Raw genomic sequence first — 19,475 nt, forward strand, 5'->3', positions numbered from 1 at the left:
CCTTTCGAATGGTAGGTTTGCGGATGACGAGTCTGCTAAATTCCGCTCCCAAAAATGAAGTTGTATTGAGAATGAGAGCCATTGTTAATGCCCTAAAAATGACACATGCTGCTGCGGGAATCCCGCAGCAGCATGGTTTTGTGAATGATTTTGAAATAATCTCGAATGAGAATGATAATCATTTTTGCACTTATGCAATTGTGTTTACTCAATACAACTTTTAATCAGTATATGCCTGTGATCCACATTTGTAAATGGGCTTTTTTCGATTGTTAATCATAAATGCGTGTTCAAAAAGACAAAAAGCCGCTGTCCCGGAGGACAACGGCTTTAACCATCTATTGATATTTATATGACCTGTTTATGGCATATCACTTAAGTGATTGTTTACACATCCACCCAAATGCCATTTACGCGCCTACGCTTGCTCCCTGACTTGCTTTGATGGCTTGCTCCAGATCATAGATAATGTCCTGAATGTTCTCCGTACCCACAGACAGACGAATCAACTCCGGATTAACCCCTGCTGCAGTTTGTTCATCTTCGGTCAACTGCGCGTGAGTTGTACTTGCCGGGTGAATAATCAGTGACTTGGAATCGCCCACGTTTGCAAGGTGAGAGAACAGTTTGACACTTTCAATCAACTTGCGACCCGCGTCCGCACCACCTTTGATTCCAAAGGTTAGAATCGCACCCTGCCCTCTTGGCAGATACTTCTGTGCAAGCTCATAAGAACCGTGGCTCGGCAGACCTGCATAACTTACCCAAGACACATCCTCATGTTTCTCAAGGAATTCTGCAACCGCAAGGGCGTTGCTACTATGACGCTCTACGCGCAGATGTAATGTCTCGAGTCCTTGCAGCAACAACCAGGAGTTGAATGGAGAGATCGTTGCACCCAAGTCACGCAGAAGTTGTACACGAGCTTTGATAATATAAGCAATCGGTCCAACCGCTTCCGTATATACCACACCGTTATAACTGGAGTCCGGCTCCGTCAATCCAGGGAACTTGCCACTTGCTTTCCAGTCAAATTTCCCGCTGTCCACTATAACGCCACCAATGGATGTACCATGACCGCCAATAAATTTCGTTGCAGAGTGAACGACAATATCTGCGCCATGTTCGATTGGACGAAGCAGGTACGGACTTGGGAATGTGTTATCCACGATCAAAGGAATTCCATGTTCATGAGCGATGGCTGCCACCGCTTCAATATCCAGTACATTCCCCTTTGGATTACCGATCGTTTCGGCATACAATGCTTTCGTTTTCTCCGTAATCGCTGCCCGGAAATTCTCAGGATCACTGGAATCCACAAATTTTACGTCCAGACCCAGTTTCGGCAAAGTCGTCGAGAACAGATTGTATGTACCTCCATACAAACTCGCCGAAGACACAATCTCATCACCTGCACCAGCAATATTCAGAAGTGAAAACGTAATGGCTGCCTGACCAGAAGCTGTAGCCAGCGCTCCAGCTCCGCCTTCCAACGCCGCAATCCGTTGCTCAAACACGTCGGTTGTTGGATTCATCAGACGGGTATAAATGTTGCCAAACTCTTTCAAACCAAACAAGTTAGCTGCATGCTCGGTGTCCTTGAATCCATAGGATGTTGTCTGATACAAGGGCACAGCTCGTGCGTTGGTGGTTGGATCAATCTCCTGGCCTGCATGAATTGCCAATGTTTCAAATGAAAGCTCACGTTCGTTTGACATAAATATGAATCCTCCCTCAATATATAGGTTCTTTAAGTTACTGATGTCTTCGCATGGTGGCGTATGTTTTCCATATTCTCTCACAAGATGTCGCATTTGAAAAGAATTATTTCCGATTGTTCCGATAAGAAAAATTAAATATGTACATTATCGATTTCTGTACCAAAAAAACCTTTGCACTCGCAAAGGTTTTTCAGCTACTTTGGCTTCGGTATGCAATACCTCATCCTGGGTTTGGTTAGACCCGAACTGCACTCCATACTTCACGCAAATGTTTAGCCGCAGGTACAGCTTCCTCCGCAGTTACGCCTTCAAGTGAAATATCGATATGTGGCTTATACGTTTTTAACAATTCAAAAAATAACGGGTAATCCAGTATCCCTGCCCCAGGTACCGGATTGTACTTCTCTCCCTGTGCATCAAAGGCTACATCTTTGGCATGGATCACAATCATGCGCTGATACAGCGATTCCATTACCTCGCGCAAGAAAGCCCCTTGATCTGCTGCATGTGGTTGTTTGATCAGATTACACGGATCGAACAGCATCCCCAGATTCGATGAAGGAATCTCTTCAAACAAACGCGTCATATGTTCATGGGTATGAAGAGTATGTGTGGACACAGGCTCAATCGCCGCATGCACCCCCCATTTCTCCGCTTCCTCAGCCAACTCCTCAACCGTTTCTTTCAGCACACTCCACGCCTTCTCTTCATATCCATCCGGATGTGTATCCTGATAGGTGTCCAAGCCCCCGGTCTCCGTTGCTACCATGCTGCAACCAAAATCCCGGGCATAACGCAGATGCTCCTTGAATCGATCAATGTCCGCACGTCGTCTTACCGGATCAGGGTCAATCGGATTAATATAACAGCCGAGTACTGCAATCTTCACCCCGCGCTGTGCAAATTGATCTCCGATCTCATTCGCTAGCCCTGGGCTCAGCTTGCCATTCGATGAGTCCACATCGGATAATGCTTTGGCCAGCGCCAGCTGTACGGAATTAAATCCGTTATCCGCAATCGTCTGCGCAAGCTGTGCTGTAGGCTGTTTGCCAAATGTATGTGCCAGAATACCAAGTTTCATCTCACTGCCTCCCTATGCTAATCCGATTATCAAACGATTAACGTGCCATCCAGCCGCCATCGACATTCAGCACATGACCATTCAGATAATCCGAAGCGGCAGATGCCAGAAAGACAACCGGGCCTTTCAGATCTTCAGGTGTTCCCCAACGCCCAGCAGGAATACGAGCTGTAATATCCCGGTACCGATTCTCGTCCGCACGGATCTGGGTAGTATTATCGGTTTCCATATAACCAGGTGCGATACCGTTAATCTGGATTCCTTTACCTGCCCATTCATTGGCGAGTGCTTTGGTTAATCCGGCAACGCCATGTTTACTGGCTGTATATCCTGGCACATTGATCCCACCTTGATAGGACAACATGGATGCAATATTAATGATTTTGCCACTTCCGCGTTCAATCATATGTCTGCCTGCCAATTGGCTTAGGAAAAATACAGTGTTCAGGTTCAGACCAATTACATCATGCCAGTCCTGCACTGCATGATCAGCCGCAGGTGTGCGACGAATGATTCCGGCATTGTTGACGAGAATGTCAATTCTGCCCTGGAACGCAAGCGCCTGTTCGAACACAGCCGACAACTCATCTTCACGACTTAAATCCGCTTCAATCACATAAGCTTTGCGTCCGAGTGCTTCAATGGCACTTGCCGTTGCCGCAGGCTTGGAATACGAGACCAGCACCACATCAGCACCTGCTTCTGCCAAACCAATGGCCATCCCTTGTCCAAGTCCTCCCGAGGTACCTGTCACCAGTGCAACTTGTCCGCTTAAATCAAATGGGTTCATGAATGATTCCTCCGCATGGTTTTGATATGCAATCCTAAGATCCGTCCGTTCTTTAATGCCATGAATAATGAATGAGGTTAACTTTGATAATCCACTGTGACACCGCTCTGCTCGTATAAGGCAGCCGTCTCTTCATCCAAACGACTATCGCTGATAATATAGTCCAGTTCCGAACACTGGGCGAAAGTTCGCAGTGCAAATTGTCCGAATTTATAATGATCCACAACGCCGTATACTTGCTGCGAGGCAGATATCATTGCTTTTTTTAGAGAAACCAGATCTCCCGTGTATATGGATAATCCAAATTCCGGATGAAGGGCTGTCGTGGATATAAAGGCTTTATGAATGTTAAGACTGGATATAAACGCAGCCGTATCATCCCCAACCAACATATTCCGTACACGAGCCCCGCCCGGCACAACCAGTCGCACTTGCTCCTTTTTGGTCAACTCCGCAATGATGAATAGATCATTAGTCACCACCGTCAGCGGTTGATTATCGAGACGTTTGGCCATCTCTAGCGTAGTGCTGCCACCATCGAGGGCAACGATATCTCCAGGTCGAATGTAAGCAAGGGCACGTTCAGCAATCTCCGTCTTCTCCGTATGATGCTTCTCGGTAACTCCGCGGCTATTCAAGATGCCGTACTGGTCATTCTGAGCCAGCATAGCACCACCATGGACACGTACGAGCAGTCCCATACTCTCCAACTTGTCGAGATCCTCTCGCACAGTCTTCCCAGTCACCTGCAACAACTCACTCAGATCACTGACGGTTACTTCCTGGCGTTCCAGCAGAGCCTCCATAATTTTTTCATGTCTTTTCAATGGATTCATCATAATCAACTTCCTATACTACCTGAGTCAAATGAATGAGTTTTTAGCGTCTACCCTGTCAATTTAACTCAGGCATCTGTAATTTATTATTTCAGGTCTTTCATCGCTACGCCGTCCATATCTTCGAACGTCTGGTTCTCACCAGCCATCGCCCAACAGAAGGTGTAATTGCTTGTACCCACACCACTGTGAATGGACCAGCTTGGGGAAATGATCGCCTGACGGTCGCGTACAACCAGATGACGTGTTTCGTTTGGCTCACCCATCATATGGAATACAACACCGTCTTCAGGCAAGTTCCAGTACAAGTATACTTCGGAACGGCGGTTATGGGTATGTGCAGGCATCGTGTTCCACATGTTACCCTTGTCGAGTTCGGTAATGCCCATCACCAACTGACAACTCTGAATTCCACCTTCTCCTTGGTGAATGTAACGATAGATCGTACGCTCATTGGATGTTTCGATGCTGCCCAGATGATTTGGCTGAGCTTGTTCTTGCGTTGCTTTAACTGTTGGATAGGTGTGATGAGCCGGTGTGGATACAAAATAGAATTGGGCAGGTTGAGCCTTGTCACTGCTTGTGAACACAACTTCCTTCACACCTCTACCGATGTAGAGACATTCCTTCGCTCCAATCTCATAACCTTGTCCGTCCGCTGTCACTGTTCCGTGACCACCGACATTAATGATACCGATTTCACGACGCTCCAGGAAAAAGTTCGTTCCGATATCTTTCAGGTTCACTTCAAGGGTAATGTCCTTGCTCTCAGGTACAGCCGTTCCCACAATATAACGATCCACATGAGAATAAACCGTTACCAATTCATCGGTTGCAAACAGTTGCTCCATCAAAAATTCCTCACGCAGGCGAGATGTATCATACGTTTTCACTTCATTGGGATGTGCAGCATAACGATTTTCCATTATTAATCCATTCCTTTCGTCATTTAAATTAGTTGGGATTGAGTTTGATAATGTTCATATAAGTTCATTTTAGTTCATTATGTATCTTTTGTGTACCTTTATTTTTGAAAAAGTAATTTATGTGATAATGAGATTAAGACTTTTTTCCAAGTCTTATGTACTACTGTATTAAGAGAACCTTCCCCTCGATACCCGATTCAGCCGTTGCAATAGCCTGTTGTACATTCGTTAGTTCATACGTCGCCCCAATGTTTGTCATGACAAGCCTCCCTGCTCTGACCAACTCCATTACCTCATGAAATACCTGTTCCCAGCGTTCTTGCGTACAGCGTTCCACCCAATGTTTTAACCAGAAAAGTTTCACATGAACTTGTGTTCCCCGGGTAACTTCATGCCATAACGGTGTGATCCCCGAAAGCAGTCCTACACTGATGACCGTGCCATTTGGCTTAAGGCAACTCACCAACTGTTCCCCATCTGTCCCTCCAATACAATCCACGGCTGCATCTGCACCGTAGCCCTCTGTTAATTCCGTGATTCTAGCCTGTAGCAACTCTTTCGTTGTACTGATAACAGAAGCTGCTCCAAGACGATACAGTTCAGCAGTATGACGATCATCTCTCGTAAGCGCAATCAATTTAAATCCATAGATTTTTGAGATCTGTGCAAAGATTCGCCCGATTGCAGATCCCCCTGCATTCACAATCAGGGTATCACCATACGTAAGCTTAAGCACCTCTGTACAGATCAACCAAGCCGTAACCGGATTAATATAGAGCTGACTTGCTGAGTGATCATCGATATCATTCGGCACAATGATTGTATGTCGCTCCAAAGTCTTCACGACGTCCTGCCAAGTATTCTCGCCTTTTAGTGGCAAGACACGGCGACCCAACATTTGATTGGAAACTCCCGGCCCTACTGCTTCTACCACCCCCACACCCTCAAACCCGGGAACAGCTGGTAATCGGGTACGATGCGGGTAAGCTCCTCGAACAGGAATAATATCGGAGGGATTAATAGGTCGAGCATACATCCTCACTGCTAATTCACCGGGGCCAGGGGGTATCACATCTTTTTCTTCCATACATAATACTTCACTTGGTTCGCCAAAACGATAATAACGGATTACCCTTGCTTTCATTAGTACATCTCCTAAAATAATTTTGCTAAAATTGCTCTAACTAAAATATTGAATATATTTCCAGAGTGTATAACAATAGTATCACTGGTAAATTATTTCATCAACGACTTATTATGATATAATACAACTTTTTTTTCATTAAAATATGCGATAACTTCTGCTTAGAAAAAAAAGAGCCCCACAACCTTGAATTCCAAGGTCGTGAAGCTCTTTCATCATATCAATTAATGTGCAACAGCATTGTTAAGCATAATCCAGATCGAACCAATTACGATGGTCATCATAATCAGCAAACCGAAGATAAGAGCCATCACATTCCAGCGTGGTTTCTCTGTTTCACGGATATGCATGAAGAAGAAGAGTTGAACCACAAACTGAAGTGCTGCCGTGCCAAGAACAACAATGAGTGTTCCTGTTCTTTCCATCATATCATTGAGAACCACCACAAGTGGAATGATTGTCAGAACGACGGACAGAATGAAGCCGATGACATAAGACTTCAGTGAACCATGTTGCTCATGACCGTGGGAATCATGTGAGTTGTGCTCTGACATCTACATCACCCCCATGAGATAGACGATCGACAGGAGGAAAATCCATACGACGTCCAAGAAGTGCCAGTACAAGCTGATGACGTTAATTTTACCGCGAGTAACATCGGTAATACCACGTTTTTTCAGTTGTAACATAAGTCCAATCATCCAGATCAGACCAAGCGATACGTGAAGTCCGTGAGTTCCCACAAGGGTGAAGAATGCGCCAGAAGCAGCACTCGTTGTAAAGCTGAACCCTTCGTGAATCAACTCAATAAACTCATATACTTCCAGTGCGATAAAGCTTGCACCCAGAACGGCTGTAACTGCCAGCCAACTGATTAATTGTTTTACTTTGCCTTGATTCATCGCCAGTACGGCTAGTCCGCTCGTAAATGAACTTGTGAGCAAGATAAACGTTTCGGCAATAACACCAGGCATTTTGATCAATTCAGACAAAATCGGTCCGCCCGCCGTATTGTCACGCAACACAATGAAGGTTGCGAACAATACGGAGAACAGGATAACGTCGGAAATCAGGAAGAACCAGAAACCGAGAATTTTCATTTCCTGTGGATCATGATGTCCATGGTCGTGACCATGTGCATGATTCTCACCGTGCTTAGCGGCTGCTTGAGCCATCTATACCGACCCCCTTAACGACGCTTCGGTACGTTTAATTTCGTCAACCGGAATGTAATAATCCGTATCATATGAGAATGAACGGGCGATCATACAGATCCCTACGCCAGCGAGTCCGAGAATTGCCATCCACAACCATCCGAAGACAAAGCCGAAACCGGCGATGAACCAGAAGACAGACATGATGAACGGAATTCCAGAGTTCTTCGGCATATGAATCGGCTCAAGCGGTTGCTCTGGCGGATAGATGCCTTTGGCACGACGTTCTTTCTCTTCCCACCACTCATCAATATCATCTCCGCGCGGTGTAACGGCGAAGTTGTATTCAGGAGCTGGTGAAGGAATTGACCACTCCAGCGTACGGCCATCCCATGGATCGGCGGAAGCTTTGAGTGATTTGTATTTGCGAATACCGTCTGCGATTTGTGCAACTTGGAACAGGAATCCGACACCCATCAGGAATGCCCCGATTGTGGATACGAAGTTCAGTTCCCACCAGCCAGTATCCCAGCCGTATGTGCTCAGACGACGTGTCATACCCATTAGACCGACAGCGTACTGCGGCATGAAGCAGACATAGAAACCAATATTCCAAGTCCAGAATGCCCATTTGCCCAGTTTCTCTTCGAGTTGGAAACCGAACATTTTAGGCCACCAGTAGTACAGACCTGCGAAGTATCCGAAGACAACTCCACCGATCAATACTTGGTGGAAGTGGGCAATCAGGAAGTAACTGTTGTGGAACTGGAAGTCAGCAGGAGCAACGGATAACAGAACGCCTGTCATACCCCCGACAATAAAGCACGGGATAAAGGCAAGTGTCCACATCATCGGAGTCGCCATGCGAATCCTTCCTCGATACATGGTAAACAGCCAGTTGAATATCTTAACCCCTGTTGGAATAGCAATCAACATCGTAGTTACGGCGAAGAATGCATTCACGTCTGCTCCGGAACCCATCGTGAAGAAGTGATGCGCCCATGTGAAGAAGGACAGGAAGCTGATGATCAACATCGCGAATACCATCGATTTGTAGCCAAACAGTTTTTTCCGTGAGAAGGTACTCACAATCTCGGAGAAAACACCGAATGCCGGCAAGACGACAATGTATACCTCAGGGTGACCCCACATCCAGATCAAGTTTATATACATCATTGGGTTACCGCCCAGATCAAGTGTGAAGAAATGCGCCCCGGCAAACCTGTCGAGGAATAACAATGCAAGTGTCACGGTCAAGATCGGGAAAGCAAACAAGATAATGATACAAGTGGAGAATACCGACCATGTGAACATCGGCATTTTCATCCATCTCATGCCTGGCGCACGCATTTTAATGATGGTAACCAGGAAGTTGATACCGGTAGCCAAGGAACCGATACCCGATATCTGTATACCCCATATATAGAAGTTCTGTCCTACCCCCGGACTGTGTGACAGCTCCGATAGAGGCGGATAACTCAGCCATCCTGCATCCGGTGAACCACCGATAACGAATGACAGGTTAAACAGCATTGCTCCCAGGAAGAATAACCAGAAGCTCAGTGCATTCAGGAACGGGAACGCAACGTCCCTTGCTCCGATCTGTAATGGCACGATAACGTTAAATAGACCAAACATAAATGGCATCGCCATGAACAAGATCATGATCGTACCGTGAGTTGTGAAGACCTGATTATAATGCTCAGGATTCAGAAATTCATTGTTAGGCATAGCTAGCTGAAGGCGCATCATTAGCGCATCCACACCACCACGGAACAACATGATAATGGAAGCAATGATATACATGATACCGATCTTTTTGTGATCGACAGTCGTTAACCAGTTACGCCAGAGCCAGCCCCATTTTTTGAAATAAGTTAGCACCGCTACAATAGTAATCATGGTAATTCCGATAGCTACCATCGCACCATAAATGAGCGGATCACCGGTTACGAAAAACTCCGATGCAAACTCTTTAAGTCCCTCTAACATTGGGGGCCTCCTTTCGAATCTTTAGTTAGCACTCTTGTCCTCGTCTTGATTGGACGTATCAGTTGCATTTTGAATGGCTCCAGAAGCTTCTTTTGAAGTTCCATGCTTACTGTGAGCACTTTGACCATCTACTACATACTTGGTCACAATATTTTGGAACAATCCTTCTGGGAAGGCAGAATAATAAGCAACGTTGCTTGTGCCTGGCTCAGCCAGTGCTTTGTAACCTTCTGTAGTCAACGCCTGAGAACTCTGTTTCACTTCAGCTACCCAATTGTCAAAATCTTCGTCCGATGTAGCATTCACATCAAAACGCATTTCTCCAAAATGCTCACCTGTGAAGTTAGCGCCTGAACCCCAGTACTTGCCTTCATGATCTGCCTGCAGATACAAGGTCATCGCCATACCCGACATCGTATAAATCTGTCCTCCAAGTTGCGGAATCCAGAATGAGTTCATCGGTGAATCCGCAGTGAGTTCAAATTTCACGGGCCGGTCTGCCGGAATATTCAACGTATTAACCGTTGCAATTCCTTGTTCTGGATACATAAACAGCCATTTCCAGTCCAGTGAAGACACTTGGATGGTAATTGGTGCTTTCTCGTGAGCCAACGGCTTCGAAGGTTCCAAAACATACGTGTAACGAATCGTTACAATTGCAAGTATTCCAATAATAATAATTGGAATGGTCCACCATACAACCTCCGCTTTGGTGCTATGAGCCCAGTTAGGTTCATATGCTGCTTTGTTGTCCGGTTTCTCACGGTAACGCCATACGATTACGGCAGCCAAAATGAGTACTGGCACAATAATGACAGCACACAAAATTGTCGAGATGACAATCAAATCTCTCTGCGAAGCGCCAATTGGCCCCTTCGGATCCAGAACAACGTACTGTCCGCCTGCCAGCATTGGCCAGACAATCAATGCAATTGTAACCAACGTCAGGACAACCGGAATGATAATCCGGATTAGCGACCTAGGTTTCTTGTTCATTTTGATCCCCTCTCCTTAAATTCGCTCATACTGAAAAATCAGTATACTACTCTCTTCCTACTAAAGATATCAGAAATGAACAACTTTTTTGTTCTTGTTAACAAATTTGTCGATTTTACACCTTAAATGTGTGAATTTTTTCTCACAAATCGCTTGCATGCTTGATATTTGTACTTCGTAATCTTTACACATCAAGTCACAAAATAAAACCCTTTGCAGTCCCGTTGAACAGTGTCAACGAATCCGCAAAGGGCTTTATTGACTGGATTCCGGGAACTTATCCAGTCTTATTATGAACGAATTAACGCAGGATTATAATCAATCGGCGCCTTCGTCTTCCCGGCGTGTATGAACAAGGCCAATCGCTTTGGCAATAACGTAAATAAACACACTACCTACAAGGAATCCAATACCAACCATCAAGCCAAGATTACGATCATTAAATTCGTTCAGATTGATCAGACACATGATCACTCCCGTAATGAGTGCGACCCATGCCAGAACTGTCATCGTCAAGACGGCGCGCCGCATATTTTTGTCTTTGCGCTCCAATTGGCTGACCATTGCTGTCTTCGATGCCATAGTAAACACTTCCTTTTCCCTTTTTGTAAGTGCTTTCCTTATACCAATATACCACATCAGTATGATTTTTAGTCAACAAATGTTCAAATTTTATTCGCAATTTGGACACTTTATTTTCATTTCGACCATTGACAAAACATTATTAAATTCTTTCATACTTCTTATAACCCAAAAAACGTCTCTTCATAACAGGAACTGCACTTGACCTTATGAAACCTTTATGAACTACTCATTTCCAACGGTAAAAACAAAAAAAAAAGACGGCACATTGGAATACTCCAATGTTACCGTCGTTCTCAGCTTTAATAAGGGAACCATATATAATGTGGACCTGCTCTACCCTTAAAACCTGCCACCCAAACTATTGGGGATTATGTTCGTTCCGTGTCTCCAACCAATTATTCTTGATGACGCTCTGATACCAGTAATAACTCTCCTTCGGTGTTCTCACGAGTGAACGATAGTCCATATGAACAAGACCAAAACGCATTCGGTAGCCTTCTGCCCACTCGAAATTATCCATCAGTGACCATGCCATGTACCCTTTCAGGTTAATCCCGTCATTAATGATGCGGTGAATTTGGGCCAAATGCTGCTCATAATATGAAATCCGGCGATCATCGTTAATCTTCCCGTTCTCCAGGTCATCATTGATGCAGGCACCATTCTCTGTGATATATACATCCACATTGCCGTACTTTTGCAAGTAATGCATAAATTCATACAAACCACGTGATTCCACAGGCCAGCCAATATCAGTTTTGGTGAGGCCCATATCAACTTCTTCCGATTGCAGAGCACCTGCCTCCGGATTGAAGCGATTGATGCCCATCGTGTAATAGTTAATGCCGAGCAGATCGATTGGTTGCGAGATAATCTCCATATCGCCTTCCTGAATTGGCACAGTAGCCCCCGCTTCTGCGAACCAATCCACCATAAACTGCGGATATGAACCTTTGTAGATTGGATCAAGGAACCAATCGGTATTAAGCGCAATTGATCGGTCACACGCAGCTTGGTCCTCGGGGGATTTGCTGTACGGCTCAGCCCAGCACACGTTCGGAGCAATACCAATCTGACCGGTTGTTCCCAAGCGACGGAAAGATTGAACAGCTTTACCATGAGCAACCAGCAATCCATGAGCAACATTGATTGAAGTTTGCAGGTCTTTGTTTCCTGGCGCATGAATCCCGAGAAGGTTCGACAGGAACGCGATACACCATGGTTCGTTGAATGTCAGCCAGAAGTTGATTTTGCCAGAGAATTCTTTGAAGATCACTTCGGCATATTTCACAAAAGCATCCACAGTTCTGCGGTTACCCCAGCCCCCGTCATCCTCCAGCGTTTGCGGAAGATCCCAGTGATACAGTGTGAGGAACGGTTCAATTCCAGCCTCGATCAATGCATCCACGAAGCGGTGGTAGAAGTCCAGTCCTTCCCGATTGATCTCTCCATCTCCGTCAGGAATAATGCGCGGCCACGCAATGGAGAACCGGTACGTATTAATCCCGAGTTTCTTCATCAGTTCGATGTCTTCCTCGTAACGGTGGTAACTGTCACATGCGACATCCCCATTGTCTCCGTTATATACCTTGCCAGGTGTGCGCGCAAACGTATCCCAGATGGATACCCCGCGTCCACCTTCCTGTGCCGCTCCTTCTATTTGATAGGAAGCTGTTGCTGTACCCCAGCGAAAATCTTGCGGAAATTTAAAAATCGTCATGGTTTACTCCTCCGTCTCATGATGACACGCGGATCGTCTGTCCTGCGGTCATGGTTAAAATAATTACATAATCGCCCTGAGGCGTAAGCTCTGCCTTGGCTTGTTCATGTCCTTCCACTCGCAGCGGATAAGCACTGCGAAGGGTCAACGACTCATTTCGATCTGCCTTAATAACCGCTGACACAAGCTTGTTGTCCGTCCACGTTATTGCTACCGTATAACCACCTCTTGCACGAAGCCCTTCAACACGACCTTGAGTCCAGAGGTCAGGCAATGCCGGAAGTAAATGTAACTCGTTCAAGTGGCTCTGCAACAACATCTCGGCCATGCCAGCCGTGCCTCCAAAGTTACCATCGATCTGGAACGGCGGATGGTCATCAAACAGATTCGGATGTGTGGACCGGGCCAGCAACGTGCGCACAAACTGATGTGCCTGGCTGCTATCCAGTAGTCGTGCATACAGATTGATCAACCATGCACAGCTCCATCCTGTATGCCCGCCACCTTGTGAGATACGACGTTCAAGTGATACCCGTGCTGCTTCTACCAATTCCGGTGTGTGTACTCGATTGATCTGCTCTCCCGGATACAGTCCATACAGATGGGAGACGTGACGATGCCCTGGCTCGGATTCGGCAAAATCCTTAAACCACTCCAGCAATTGTCCTTCGATTCCAATTCGGAATGGATAGAGTTTCTCCAGAGCCTCACTCCACTCGCTTGCCAACGACTCATCTATATTTAGTTGCTTCGAGGCCTCAATACAGCGGCTGAACAGTTCACGAATTAACGTCATATCCATCGTTGAAGCCATGGATATACTGCGTGCCTCCCCAGCATCTGTGAGAAACTTGTTCTCTGGTGAAGTGGATGGAATCGTAACCAGATAACCATCGGGCCCTTCCACCAGCCAATCGAGACAGAACAGCGCCGCCTCTTTCATGATGGGATACGCACGTTCCTCAAGAAAACGCTGATCCCCGGTAAATTGGTAATGCTCCCATAGATGCGAGGTCAGCCACACACCACCCATCGGCCAAAAAGCCCAGCTTGCATCTCCGCCTGTCGGTGTAGAGGTTCTCCAGATATCCACGTTATGATGGGCAGTCCATCCACGGGCTCCATACAGAATCCGCGCCGTTCTTCGTCCTGTATCACTGAGATCGGTCAGCATATCAAACAGCGGCTCATGACACTCACTAAGATTGCAGACTTCTGCCGGCCAGTAATTCATCTCCGTGTTGATATTGATTGTGTAATCACTATGCCATGGCGGCTCTACCTGATGGTTCCAGATTCCCTGCAGGTTGGCAGGCTGGCTGCCCGGACGCGAACTAGCCATTAACAGATATCTTCCATATTGAAAATAAAGTGCCTCCAGTCCAGGGTCTTGTTGCCCTGTCTGATAAGCCTGCAGCCGCTCATCTGTAGATAATTCGGCGTTAGCCGATACCCCTAAATCAATAGAGACTCTGTTAAACAACGCGCTATGATCCTGAATATGTCGGTCACCAAGCGCTTCCGCGCCATGTGTGGTCGCTTTGGAGATCATCTCCTTGCATTCCTCTTCCAATACAAGATGGTCCTTCACAGGCAAAACATCATAACTTTCAAAGGACGTAGCTGCTGCCAGATAAAACACAACCTGATCAGCACCCTGAATATGTAACTTGCCTTCCAGATTGGAGACCTTCACCTGATCACCAGATGCCGTAAACGCTACACGGACAGCATAAGCCGTCCCCCGATCCTCTTCATAGAGGACGGATTCCGGGTGATCCCTGAAGTAATTGGACTCCACATGACTTGGGCACCGACTAAACATGGTTAGAGCATCTCCCGAAGTCTCAACGCGATAAGGATGGAGACTGTCTAGCGTAATACTTACACTCACAGCGTCCTTCTGATCAGCAGTTAATGTGCAGACCATTAGATCATCCGAAGCACTGGAATACACTTCACGTACGTATTGAGTTCCTTCCAATGAGTAGGTTGTGGTTGCAATACCCGATTCCAGATCAAGCTCCCGTTCAAATGCATCATATGAAGGATCATCCAGACCCTCATGGTGCAATAAAAAATGACCCATCGGCTGGTAGGCCTCTACATCACGACCAAGCATTTCACGGTTCAACAAATCCTCAGCTTCACCATACTGCCCAGACATGATCAACTCTCGCGTCTGCTTCAAATACCGCTGACTGCTGTATTGAATCGTATCCCGTGGAAACCCTGACCATAATGTATCTTCATTGAGCTGAATTCGTTCATCTGCTGCGCCACCGTACACCATGCCTCCAAGACGGCCGTTTCCGATGGGCAATGCTTCTTCCCAGCGTTTTGCCGGTTGTTGATACCAAAGACGATTGATTTTAGTTTGTTTATTGTGTTGGGACATGATTAGCTCCTGTTCCTGAATCAGCTGTATATTCCTCATGACGTAAAACGTTTTCGGTAAGTGCTTACAATAATAAAATTATATGTGATTTCAAAATTTGCGTCAATGCAAATCATCACATCATTCCACAAAAAAAGGCCCCATATAGGGCCCCTTCCTTGTGTAACCATGGATCACAGACAATCCATATTATTTTACGTCTTTTCCTGTCCACAGAGAGACACGTTCCTTAACCCAAACCGTAAATTGTTTCTCCATTTCAACTGCACCCGCTTTGTCCAAATCAGCCAGTAAAGCATCATAGGTTGCATCAAAGTTGGCTGGTGTAGTCAGAACAGCTTCCGGAATCCGTTTACGGATGATATCCTGCGTTTTCTGGAACGTTACCTCATAGTCTGTACCGGAAGGTACGGACATGTTATACGCTGCGCCCCAATCCTTAACTGGCAGATCTTCTTCAGCCGGATAGAACTCTTTCCAAGTCGTGATACCATAAGCTTTCAGCGTTTCTTTCTCTGCAGCCGTGTAACCAGCTACAATCTGCTCAGGGAAGTTTGTTGTGTAGTAGTTATCCGTAGAATCTTTTACACCATCACCGTATCTTGCGCTAAATATGTTATACATCCCAATTCCTGTTTCCTTACTGAAATTGGAGTTGTCATTCGTTTTGCGGTCTTGAACGTCTTCTGGAATCACTCGTTTACCATCTTCTACGTTGTAATGTTCACCTTCGATACCCCAGTTTCTCAGAACTTGTCCTTCATCGGAAGCAAGCCAATCCATGAATTTGATGATACGCACTGGATCTTTGGCCGAAGTTGTAATCCCGATGCCATAACCGTCAAATCCGGCTGGTTGGAACGTATGATCCACAATCTCATCGTTAAGTGATACAGAGAAGTGAGCGTATGTGGCATCATCCTTACCTGATGATTTAAGCGCGTTCTCCGCTTCTTGATAGTTCCACTCTTGGTCAATCAGACCGAGGACACGGCCACTGGCAATTTTGGACTTGTATTGGTCATCCTTTTGAACAAAGGCATCTTTGTCCAGTAGGCCTTCATTGTACATTTTATTCAACCAGCGGAAATATTCTCTTTCCTCTGGACGTTTGTAGTGCAATTTGGCTTCATACGTTTCAGGGTCAATGTAATATTCACCATCATCCGGTGCACCTGTTGCCTGGAAAGCCGGGTTCGTTACCGTGATCATGATTTTCCAATCATCTGCATTCAATGTTAATGGAATGGTTGGTTGACCATCAATGGTTGGATGTTTTTCATAATAGGCTCTAAGTACATTCTCGTAATCCTCAAGTGTCTTCACTTCAGGGTATCCAAGCTCTTTCAATACTCTTTGCTGAATTTCAAATCCACCTGTAGCGTCAAACGTAACATTATCAACACCCATATTGGTTGGAATGGTATAGATCGCTTGATCTTCCAAACTGTATTTCAAACGGTTCATCTGTTCTCCATAGATTTTTTTCAGATTGGGAGCATGCTCCTCAATCAGATCCGTGAGATCCAGCATCGCGCCTGCATCCACAAGCTTAGATAAGTTACCTTTAGGGTAGATCATATCAGGAAAGTCACCACTGGCAGCCATTAGTGCAATCTTCTGGTTACCACCATCGTTTACATCATACTCTGCTTCAATGGTAACGCCTGTTTGCTCCGTAATCTTTTTACCAACAGCATCTTGCATCTTGTTCCAGGTCGGACTAGCATCCGCCCCGAAGAATGTAACTGTGATCGGTTCGGTTCCGCTGGACTCCGAAGTCTCTTTGGTTCCCGAATTCCCACAACCAGCTGTAACCAACATTGCACTTGCGAGCATCAACATTGCAAACGTCTTGGGTGTATTGCCTTTCATTTTGCCTCTCATTGTCTAGTTCCCCCTATTATTTATGAAGGTTTTATCTGTATAACAGGCTTTATGCCTGAGGATACCACTTTTTTGAATGCGCTTTCGGTATCGTTCATTCCGACGTATTTACTGAAGCTGACGTTTCGATTCTGCCAAAAGAAAGATTCTTCTTCTAACGGACGTAAAACGTTTTCGTAAATGGAATAAACCGCTTACTGAAAGTGCTTACATGATAGATTATAGGCTATCCATCTCCTCACGTCAACAATAAAAAAAGCCCTTTCTCAAGGGCTTTTTTTGCTATGAAAATCCTTAACTTTAATGCTTGGTTTTCAAGCTTATTTCACATCTTTTCCAGTCCAAAGAGCTACACGTTCTTTGATCCAAACCGTGTATTGTTTCTCCATCTCCACTGCACCCGCTTTATCGAGTTCAGCCAGAAGACTATCATATACGCTGTCGAAGTTCTCAGGTTTGGCAAGGATCGCTTCTGGAATACGTTTACGTACAATATCCTGTGTTTTCTGGAACGTTACGTTGTAATCCGTGTCAGATGGTACAGGCATGTTGTATGCTGCACCCCAATCTTTCAGCTTCAGATCATCGTCGGAAGGATAGAAATCTTTCCATGTTGTAATACCATAGGCTTTCAACGTTTCCTTCTCAGCGGCAGTGTAACCAGCTTGAATCTGTTCAGGGAAGTTCGTTGTATAGTAGTTATCCGTGGCATCTTTCACACCATCACCGTATCTGGCGCTAAATATGTTATACATGCCTACGCCTGATTCTTTGGTAAAAGCAGAGTTATCATTGGTTTTGCGATCCTGTACGTCAGCCGGAATGATGCGTTTCCCATTCTCGACTTGGTAATGTTGGCCTTCAACGCCCCAGTTTCTCAGGACCTGACCTTCATCGGAAGCAAGCCAATCCATGAATTTGATAATACGTACCGGATCTTTGGCCGAAGTTGTGATTCCGATACCATAACCGTCAAATCCTGTCGGTTGGAACGTATGATCCACAATATCCTTGTTCAGGGATACGGAGAAGTGGGCATATGTTTTGTCTCCACCGTTAGATGATTTCAAAGCATTCTCCGCCTCACCATAGTTCCACTCTTGGTCAATTAGACCAAGTACACGGCCACTGGCAATTTTGGATTTGTATTGGTCATCCTTTTGAACAAATGTATCTTTGTCAAGCAGACCCTCATTGTACATTTTGTTCAACCAACGGAAATATTCCTTTTCTTCAGGGCGTTTGTAGTGTAGAACGGCTTCATAGGTCTCAGGATTAATATAATACTCACCATCATCCGGTCCACCCGTAGCTTGGAATGCAGGGTTCGTTACCGTAATCATAATTTTCCAGTCATCTGCATTCAATGTTAACGGAATCGTCGGTTGACCATCAATCGTTGGATGTTTTTCATAATACGTTCTCAGTACGTTCTCGTAGTCCTCAAGCGTTTTTACTTCAGGGTAGCCAAGCTCTTTCAATACTCTTTGTTGAATTTCGAATCCGCCCCTAGCGTCAAACTCAACGTTATCTACACCCATATTCGTCGGGATCGTGTAAATGGCTTGATCTTCCAAACTGTATTTCAGACGGTTCATCTGATCACCATAGATTTTTTTCAAGTTGGGAGCATGCTCCTCAATTAGATCGGTCAGGTCCAGCATCGCGCCTGCATCCACAAGCTTAGACAAGTTGCCTTTAGGATAGATAATATCAGGGTAATCACCACTGGCAGCCATCAAAGGAATCTTTTGGTCACCGCCATTATTCACATCATACTCAGCTTCAATTGTAACTCCCGTTGCCTTAGTAATTTCTTGACCGACAGCATCCTTCATGTTATTCCAGTTCGGACTCGCGTCTGCACCAAAGAATGTAAAGGTCACTGGACTGGTTGTATCTCCGGAATCAACCGGTTTCTCTGAAGCGTTAGTTCCTCCTCCACTGCCGCTGCATCCTGCTGTAATTGCAAGAGCACTGGCTAACAGAAGCATTGCGAATGTTTTTGGTGTTTTGCCCTTCATGTGTAATCCCCCTTATGGATATTAATGAAGCTGTATATTTGTATAACAGGTTGACCTGCAAATACCGTAACCAGATGAAACAAATGTAATTTTCTTGTTTTTATAACATTAGAAGCGTTTTCTTAAAAATAAAAAAATGTTCTTCTTGCCTTATTTCCTCTTCATTCTGCAAATGTTTACTTTGAGATTCAGGTGTATGCCACGTGTTGTACAAGCAAATG

General features: G+C 45.4%; 16 protein-coding genes. 1 reads left to right on the forward strand and 15 read right to left on the reverse strand.

Annotation, left to right across the window (positions count from 1 at the left end):
* The first annotated feature begins 8 nt into the window (after window positions 1-8).
* Complete coding sequence (locus V6668_RS25675; protein WP_338707036.1) at window positions 9-224, forward strand: hypothetical protein; 216 nt, start codon at window positions 9-11, stop codon at window positions 222-224.
* Window positions 225-410: 186 nt separating this feature from the next.
* Here V6668_RS25675 and V6668_RS25680 read toward each other — a convergent pair whose 3' ends face one another.
* From V6668_RS25680 to V6668_RS25750, 15 genes are all read right to left on the reverse strand, one after another.
* Complete coding sequence (locus V6668_RS25680; protein WP_036606925.1) at window positions 411-1,718, reverse strand: homocysteine synthase; 1,308 nt, start codon at window positions 1,716-1,718, stop codon at window positions 411-413.
* 238 nt (window positions 1,719-1,956) lie between these two features.
* The gene (locus tag V6668_RS25685) at window positions 1,957-2,802 is read right to left on the reverse strand and encodes a sugar phosphate isomerase/epimerase family protein (protein ID WP_036606923.1); all 846 of its coding nucleotides are present in this window, start codon (window positions 2,800-2,802) and stop codon (window positions 1,957-1,959) included.
* 37 nt (window positions 2,803-2,839) lie between these two features.
* A complete protein-coding gene (kduD, locus tag V6668_RS25690; protein WP_036606921.1) occupies window positions 2,840-3,592 on the reverse strand; it encodes a 2-dehydro-3-deoxy-D-gluconate 5-dehydrogenase KduD in 753 nt (250 codons plus the stop codon).
* A gap of 77 nt (window positions 3,593-3,669) precedes the next feature.
* A complete protein-coding gene (locus V6668_RS25695; protein WP_036607086.1) occupies window positions 3,670-4,428 on the reverse strand; it encodes a DeoR/GlpR family DNA-binding transcription regulator in 759 nt (252 codons plus the stop codon).
* Between the two features lie 86 nt (window positions 4,429-4,514).
* Window positions 4,515-5,354, reverse strand: a complete 840-nt coding sequence (gene kduI / locus V6668_RS25700; RefSeq protein WP_036606918.1) for a 5-dehydro-4-deoxy-D-glucuronate isomerase — start codon at window positions 5,352-5,354, stop codon at window positions 4,515-4,517.
* A gap of 160 nt (window positions 5,355-5,514) precedes the next feature.
* A complete protein-coding gene (locus V6668_RS25705; RefSeq protein WP_036606916.1) occupies window positions 5,515-6,498 on the reverse strand; it encodes a zinc-dependent alcohol dehydrogenase family protein in 984 nt (327 codons plus the stop codon).
* 224 nt (window positions 6,499-6,722) lie between these two features.
* Window positions 6,723-7,052: a cytochrome o ubiquinol oxidase subunit IV gene (gene cyoD / locus V6668_RS25710; protein ID WP_036606914.1), complete on the reverse strand. Its 330-nt coding sequence runs from the start codon at window positions 7,050-7,052 to the stop codon at window positions 6,723-6,725.
* On the reverse strand, window positions 7,053-7,673 hold the full coding sequence (gene cyoC / locus V6668_RS25715; protein WP_036606911.1) for a cytochrome o ubiquinol oxidase subunit III: 621 nt from the start codon (window positions 7,671-7,673) through the stop codon (window positions 7,053-7,055).
* Complete coding sequence (locus tag V6668_RS25720; protein ID WP_036606909.1) at window positions 7,674-9,644, reverse strand: cbb3-type cytochrome c oxidase subunit I; 1,971 nt, start codon at window positions 9,642-9,644, stop codon at window positions 7,674-7,676.
* Window positions 9,645-9,665: 21 nt separating this feature from the next.
* Complete coding sequence (gene cyoA, locus V6668_RS25725) at window positions 9,666-10,640, reverse strand: ubiquinol oxidase subunit II (RefSeq protein ID WP_036606906.1); 975 nt, start codon at window positions 10,638-10,640, stop codon at window positions 9,666-9,668.
* 318 nt (window positions 10,641-10,958) lie between these two features.
* A complete protein-coding gene (locus V6668_RS25730) occupies window positions 10,959-11,222 on the reverse strand; it encodes a hypothetical protein (protein WP_036606904.1) in 264 nt (87 codons plus the stop codon).
* A gap of 361 nt (window positions 11,223-11,583) precedes the next feature.
* Window positions 11,584-12,945, reverse strand: coding sequence for a GH1 family beta-glucosidase (locus V6668_RS25735; protein WP_036606902.1), 1,362 nt, complete (start codon window positions 12,943-12,945; stop codon window positions 11,584-11,586).
* 16 nt (window positions 12,946-12,961) lie between these two features.
* Complete coding sequence (locus V6668_RS25740; RefSeq protein ID WP_036606900.1) at window positions 12,962-15,343, reverse strand: glycoside hydrolase family 95 protein; 2,382 nt, start codon at window positions 15,341-15,343, stop codon at window positions 12,962-12,964.
* A gap of 189 nt (window positions 15,344-15,532) precedes the next feature.
* Entirely contained in the window at window positions 15,533-17,230 is a 1,698-nt protein-coding gene (locus V6668_RS25745) for an ABC transporter substrate-binding protein (RefSeq protein ID WP_370511447.1), read from the reverse strand.
* A 320-nt stretch (window positions 17,231-17,550) separates the two neighbouring features.
* Window positions 17,551-19,254, reverse strand: a complete 1,704-nt coding sequence (locus tag V6668_RS25750; RefSeq protein WP_036606898.1) for an ABC transporter substrate-binding protein — start codon at window positions 19,252-19,254, stop codon at window positions 17,551-17,553.
* Window positions 19,255-19,475: the final 221 nt, after the last annotated feature.

This window comes from Paenibacillus amylolyticus, from assembly GCF_036894225.1.
Lineage (GTDB): Bacteria > Bacillota > Bacilli > Paenibacillales > Paenibacillaceae > Paenibacillus > Paenibacillus amylolyticus.

Excerpts from the sequence above, each read along its gene's own strand:
- kduD (WP_036606921.1), bottom strand. The coding sequence starts at position 3,592 with ATGAACCCATTTGATTTAAGCGGACAAGTTGCACTGGTGACAGGTACC.
- V6668_RS25720 (WP_036606909.1), bottom strand. The coding sequence starts at position 9,644 with ATGTTAGAGGGACTTAAAGAGTTTGCATCGGAGTTTTTCGTAACCGGT.
- V6668_RS25730 (WP_036606904.1), bottom strand. The coding sequence starts at position 11,222 with ATGGCATCGAAGACAGCAATGGTCAGCCAATTGGAGCGCAAAGACAAA.
- cyoA (WP_036606906.1), bottom strand. The coding sequence starts at position 10,640 with ATGAACAAGAAACCTAGGTCGCTAATCCGGATTATCATTCCGGTTGTC.
- V6668_RS25745 (WP_370511447.1), bottom strand. The coding sequence starts at position 17,230 with ATGAGAGGCAAAATGAAAGGCAATACACCCAAGACGTTTGCAATGTTG.
- V6668_RS25675 (WP_338707036.1), top strand. The coding sequence starts at position 9 with ATGGTAGGTTTGCGGATGACGAGTCTGCTAAATTCCGCTCCCAAAAAT.
- V6668_RS25735 (WP_036606902.1), bottom strand. The coding sequence starts at position 12,945 with ATGACGATTTTTAAATTTCCGCAAGATTTTCGCTGGGGTACAGCAACA.
- V6668_RS25685 (WP_036606923.1), bottom strand. The coding sequence starts at position 2,802 with ATGAAACTTGGTATTCTGGCACATACATTTGGCAAACAGCCTACAGCA.
- cyoD (WP_036606914.1), bottom strand. The coding sequence starts at position 7,052 with ATGTCAGAGCACAACTCACATGATTCCCACGGTCATGAGCAACATGGT.
- kduI (WP_036606918.1), bottom strand. The coding sequence starts at position 5,354 with ATGGAAAATCGTTATGCTGCACATCCCAATGAAGTGAAAACGTATGAT.
- V6668_RS25750 (WP_036606898.1), bottom strand. The coding sequence starts at position 19,254 with ATGAAGGGCAAAACACCAAAAACATTCGCAATGCTTCTGTTAGCCAGT.
- V6668_RS25740 (WP_036606900.1), bottom strand. The coding sequence starts at position 15,343 with ATGTCCCAACACAATAAACAAACTAAAATCAATCGTCTTTGGTATCAA.
- V6668_RS25680 (WP_036606925.1), bottom strand. The coding sequence starts at position 1,718 with ATGTCAAACGAACGTGAGCTTTCATTTGAAACATTGGCAATTCATGCA.
- cyoC (WP_036606911.1), bottom strand. The coding sequence starts at position 7,673 with ATGGCTCAAGCAGCCGCTAAGCACGGTGAGAATCATGCACATGGTCAC.
- V6668_RS25695 (WP_036607086.1), bottom strand. The coding sequence starts at position 4,428 with ATGAATCCATTGAAAAGACATGAAAAAATTATGGAGGCTCTGCTGGAA.
- V6668_RS25705 (WP_036606916.1), bottom strand. The coding sequence starts at position 6,498 with ATGAAAGCAAGGGTAATCCGTTATTATCGTTTTGGCGAACCAAGTGAA.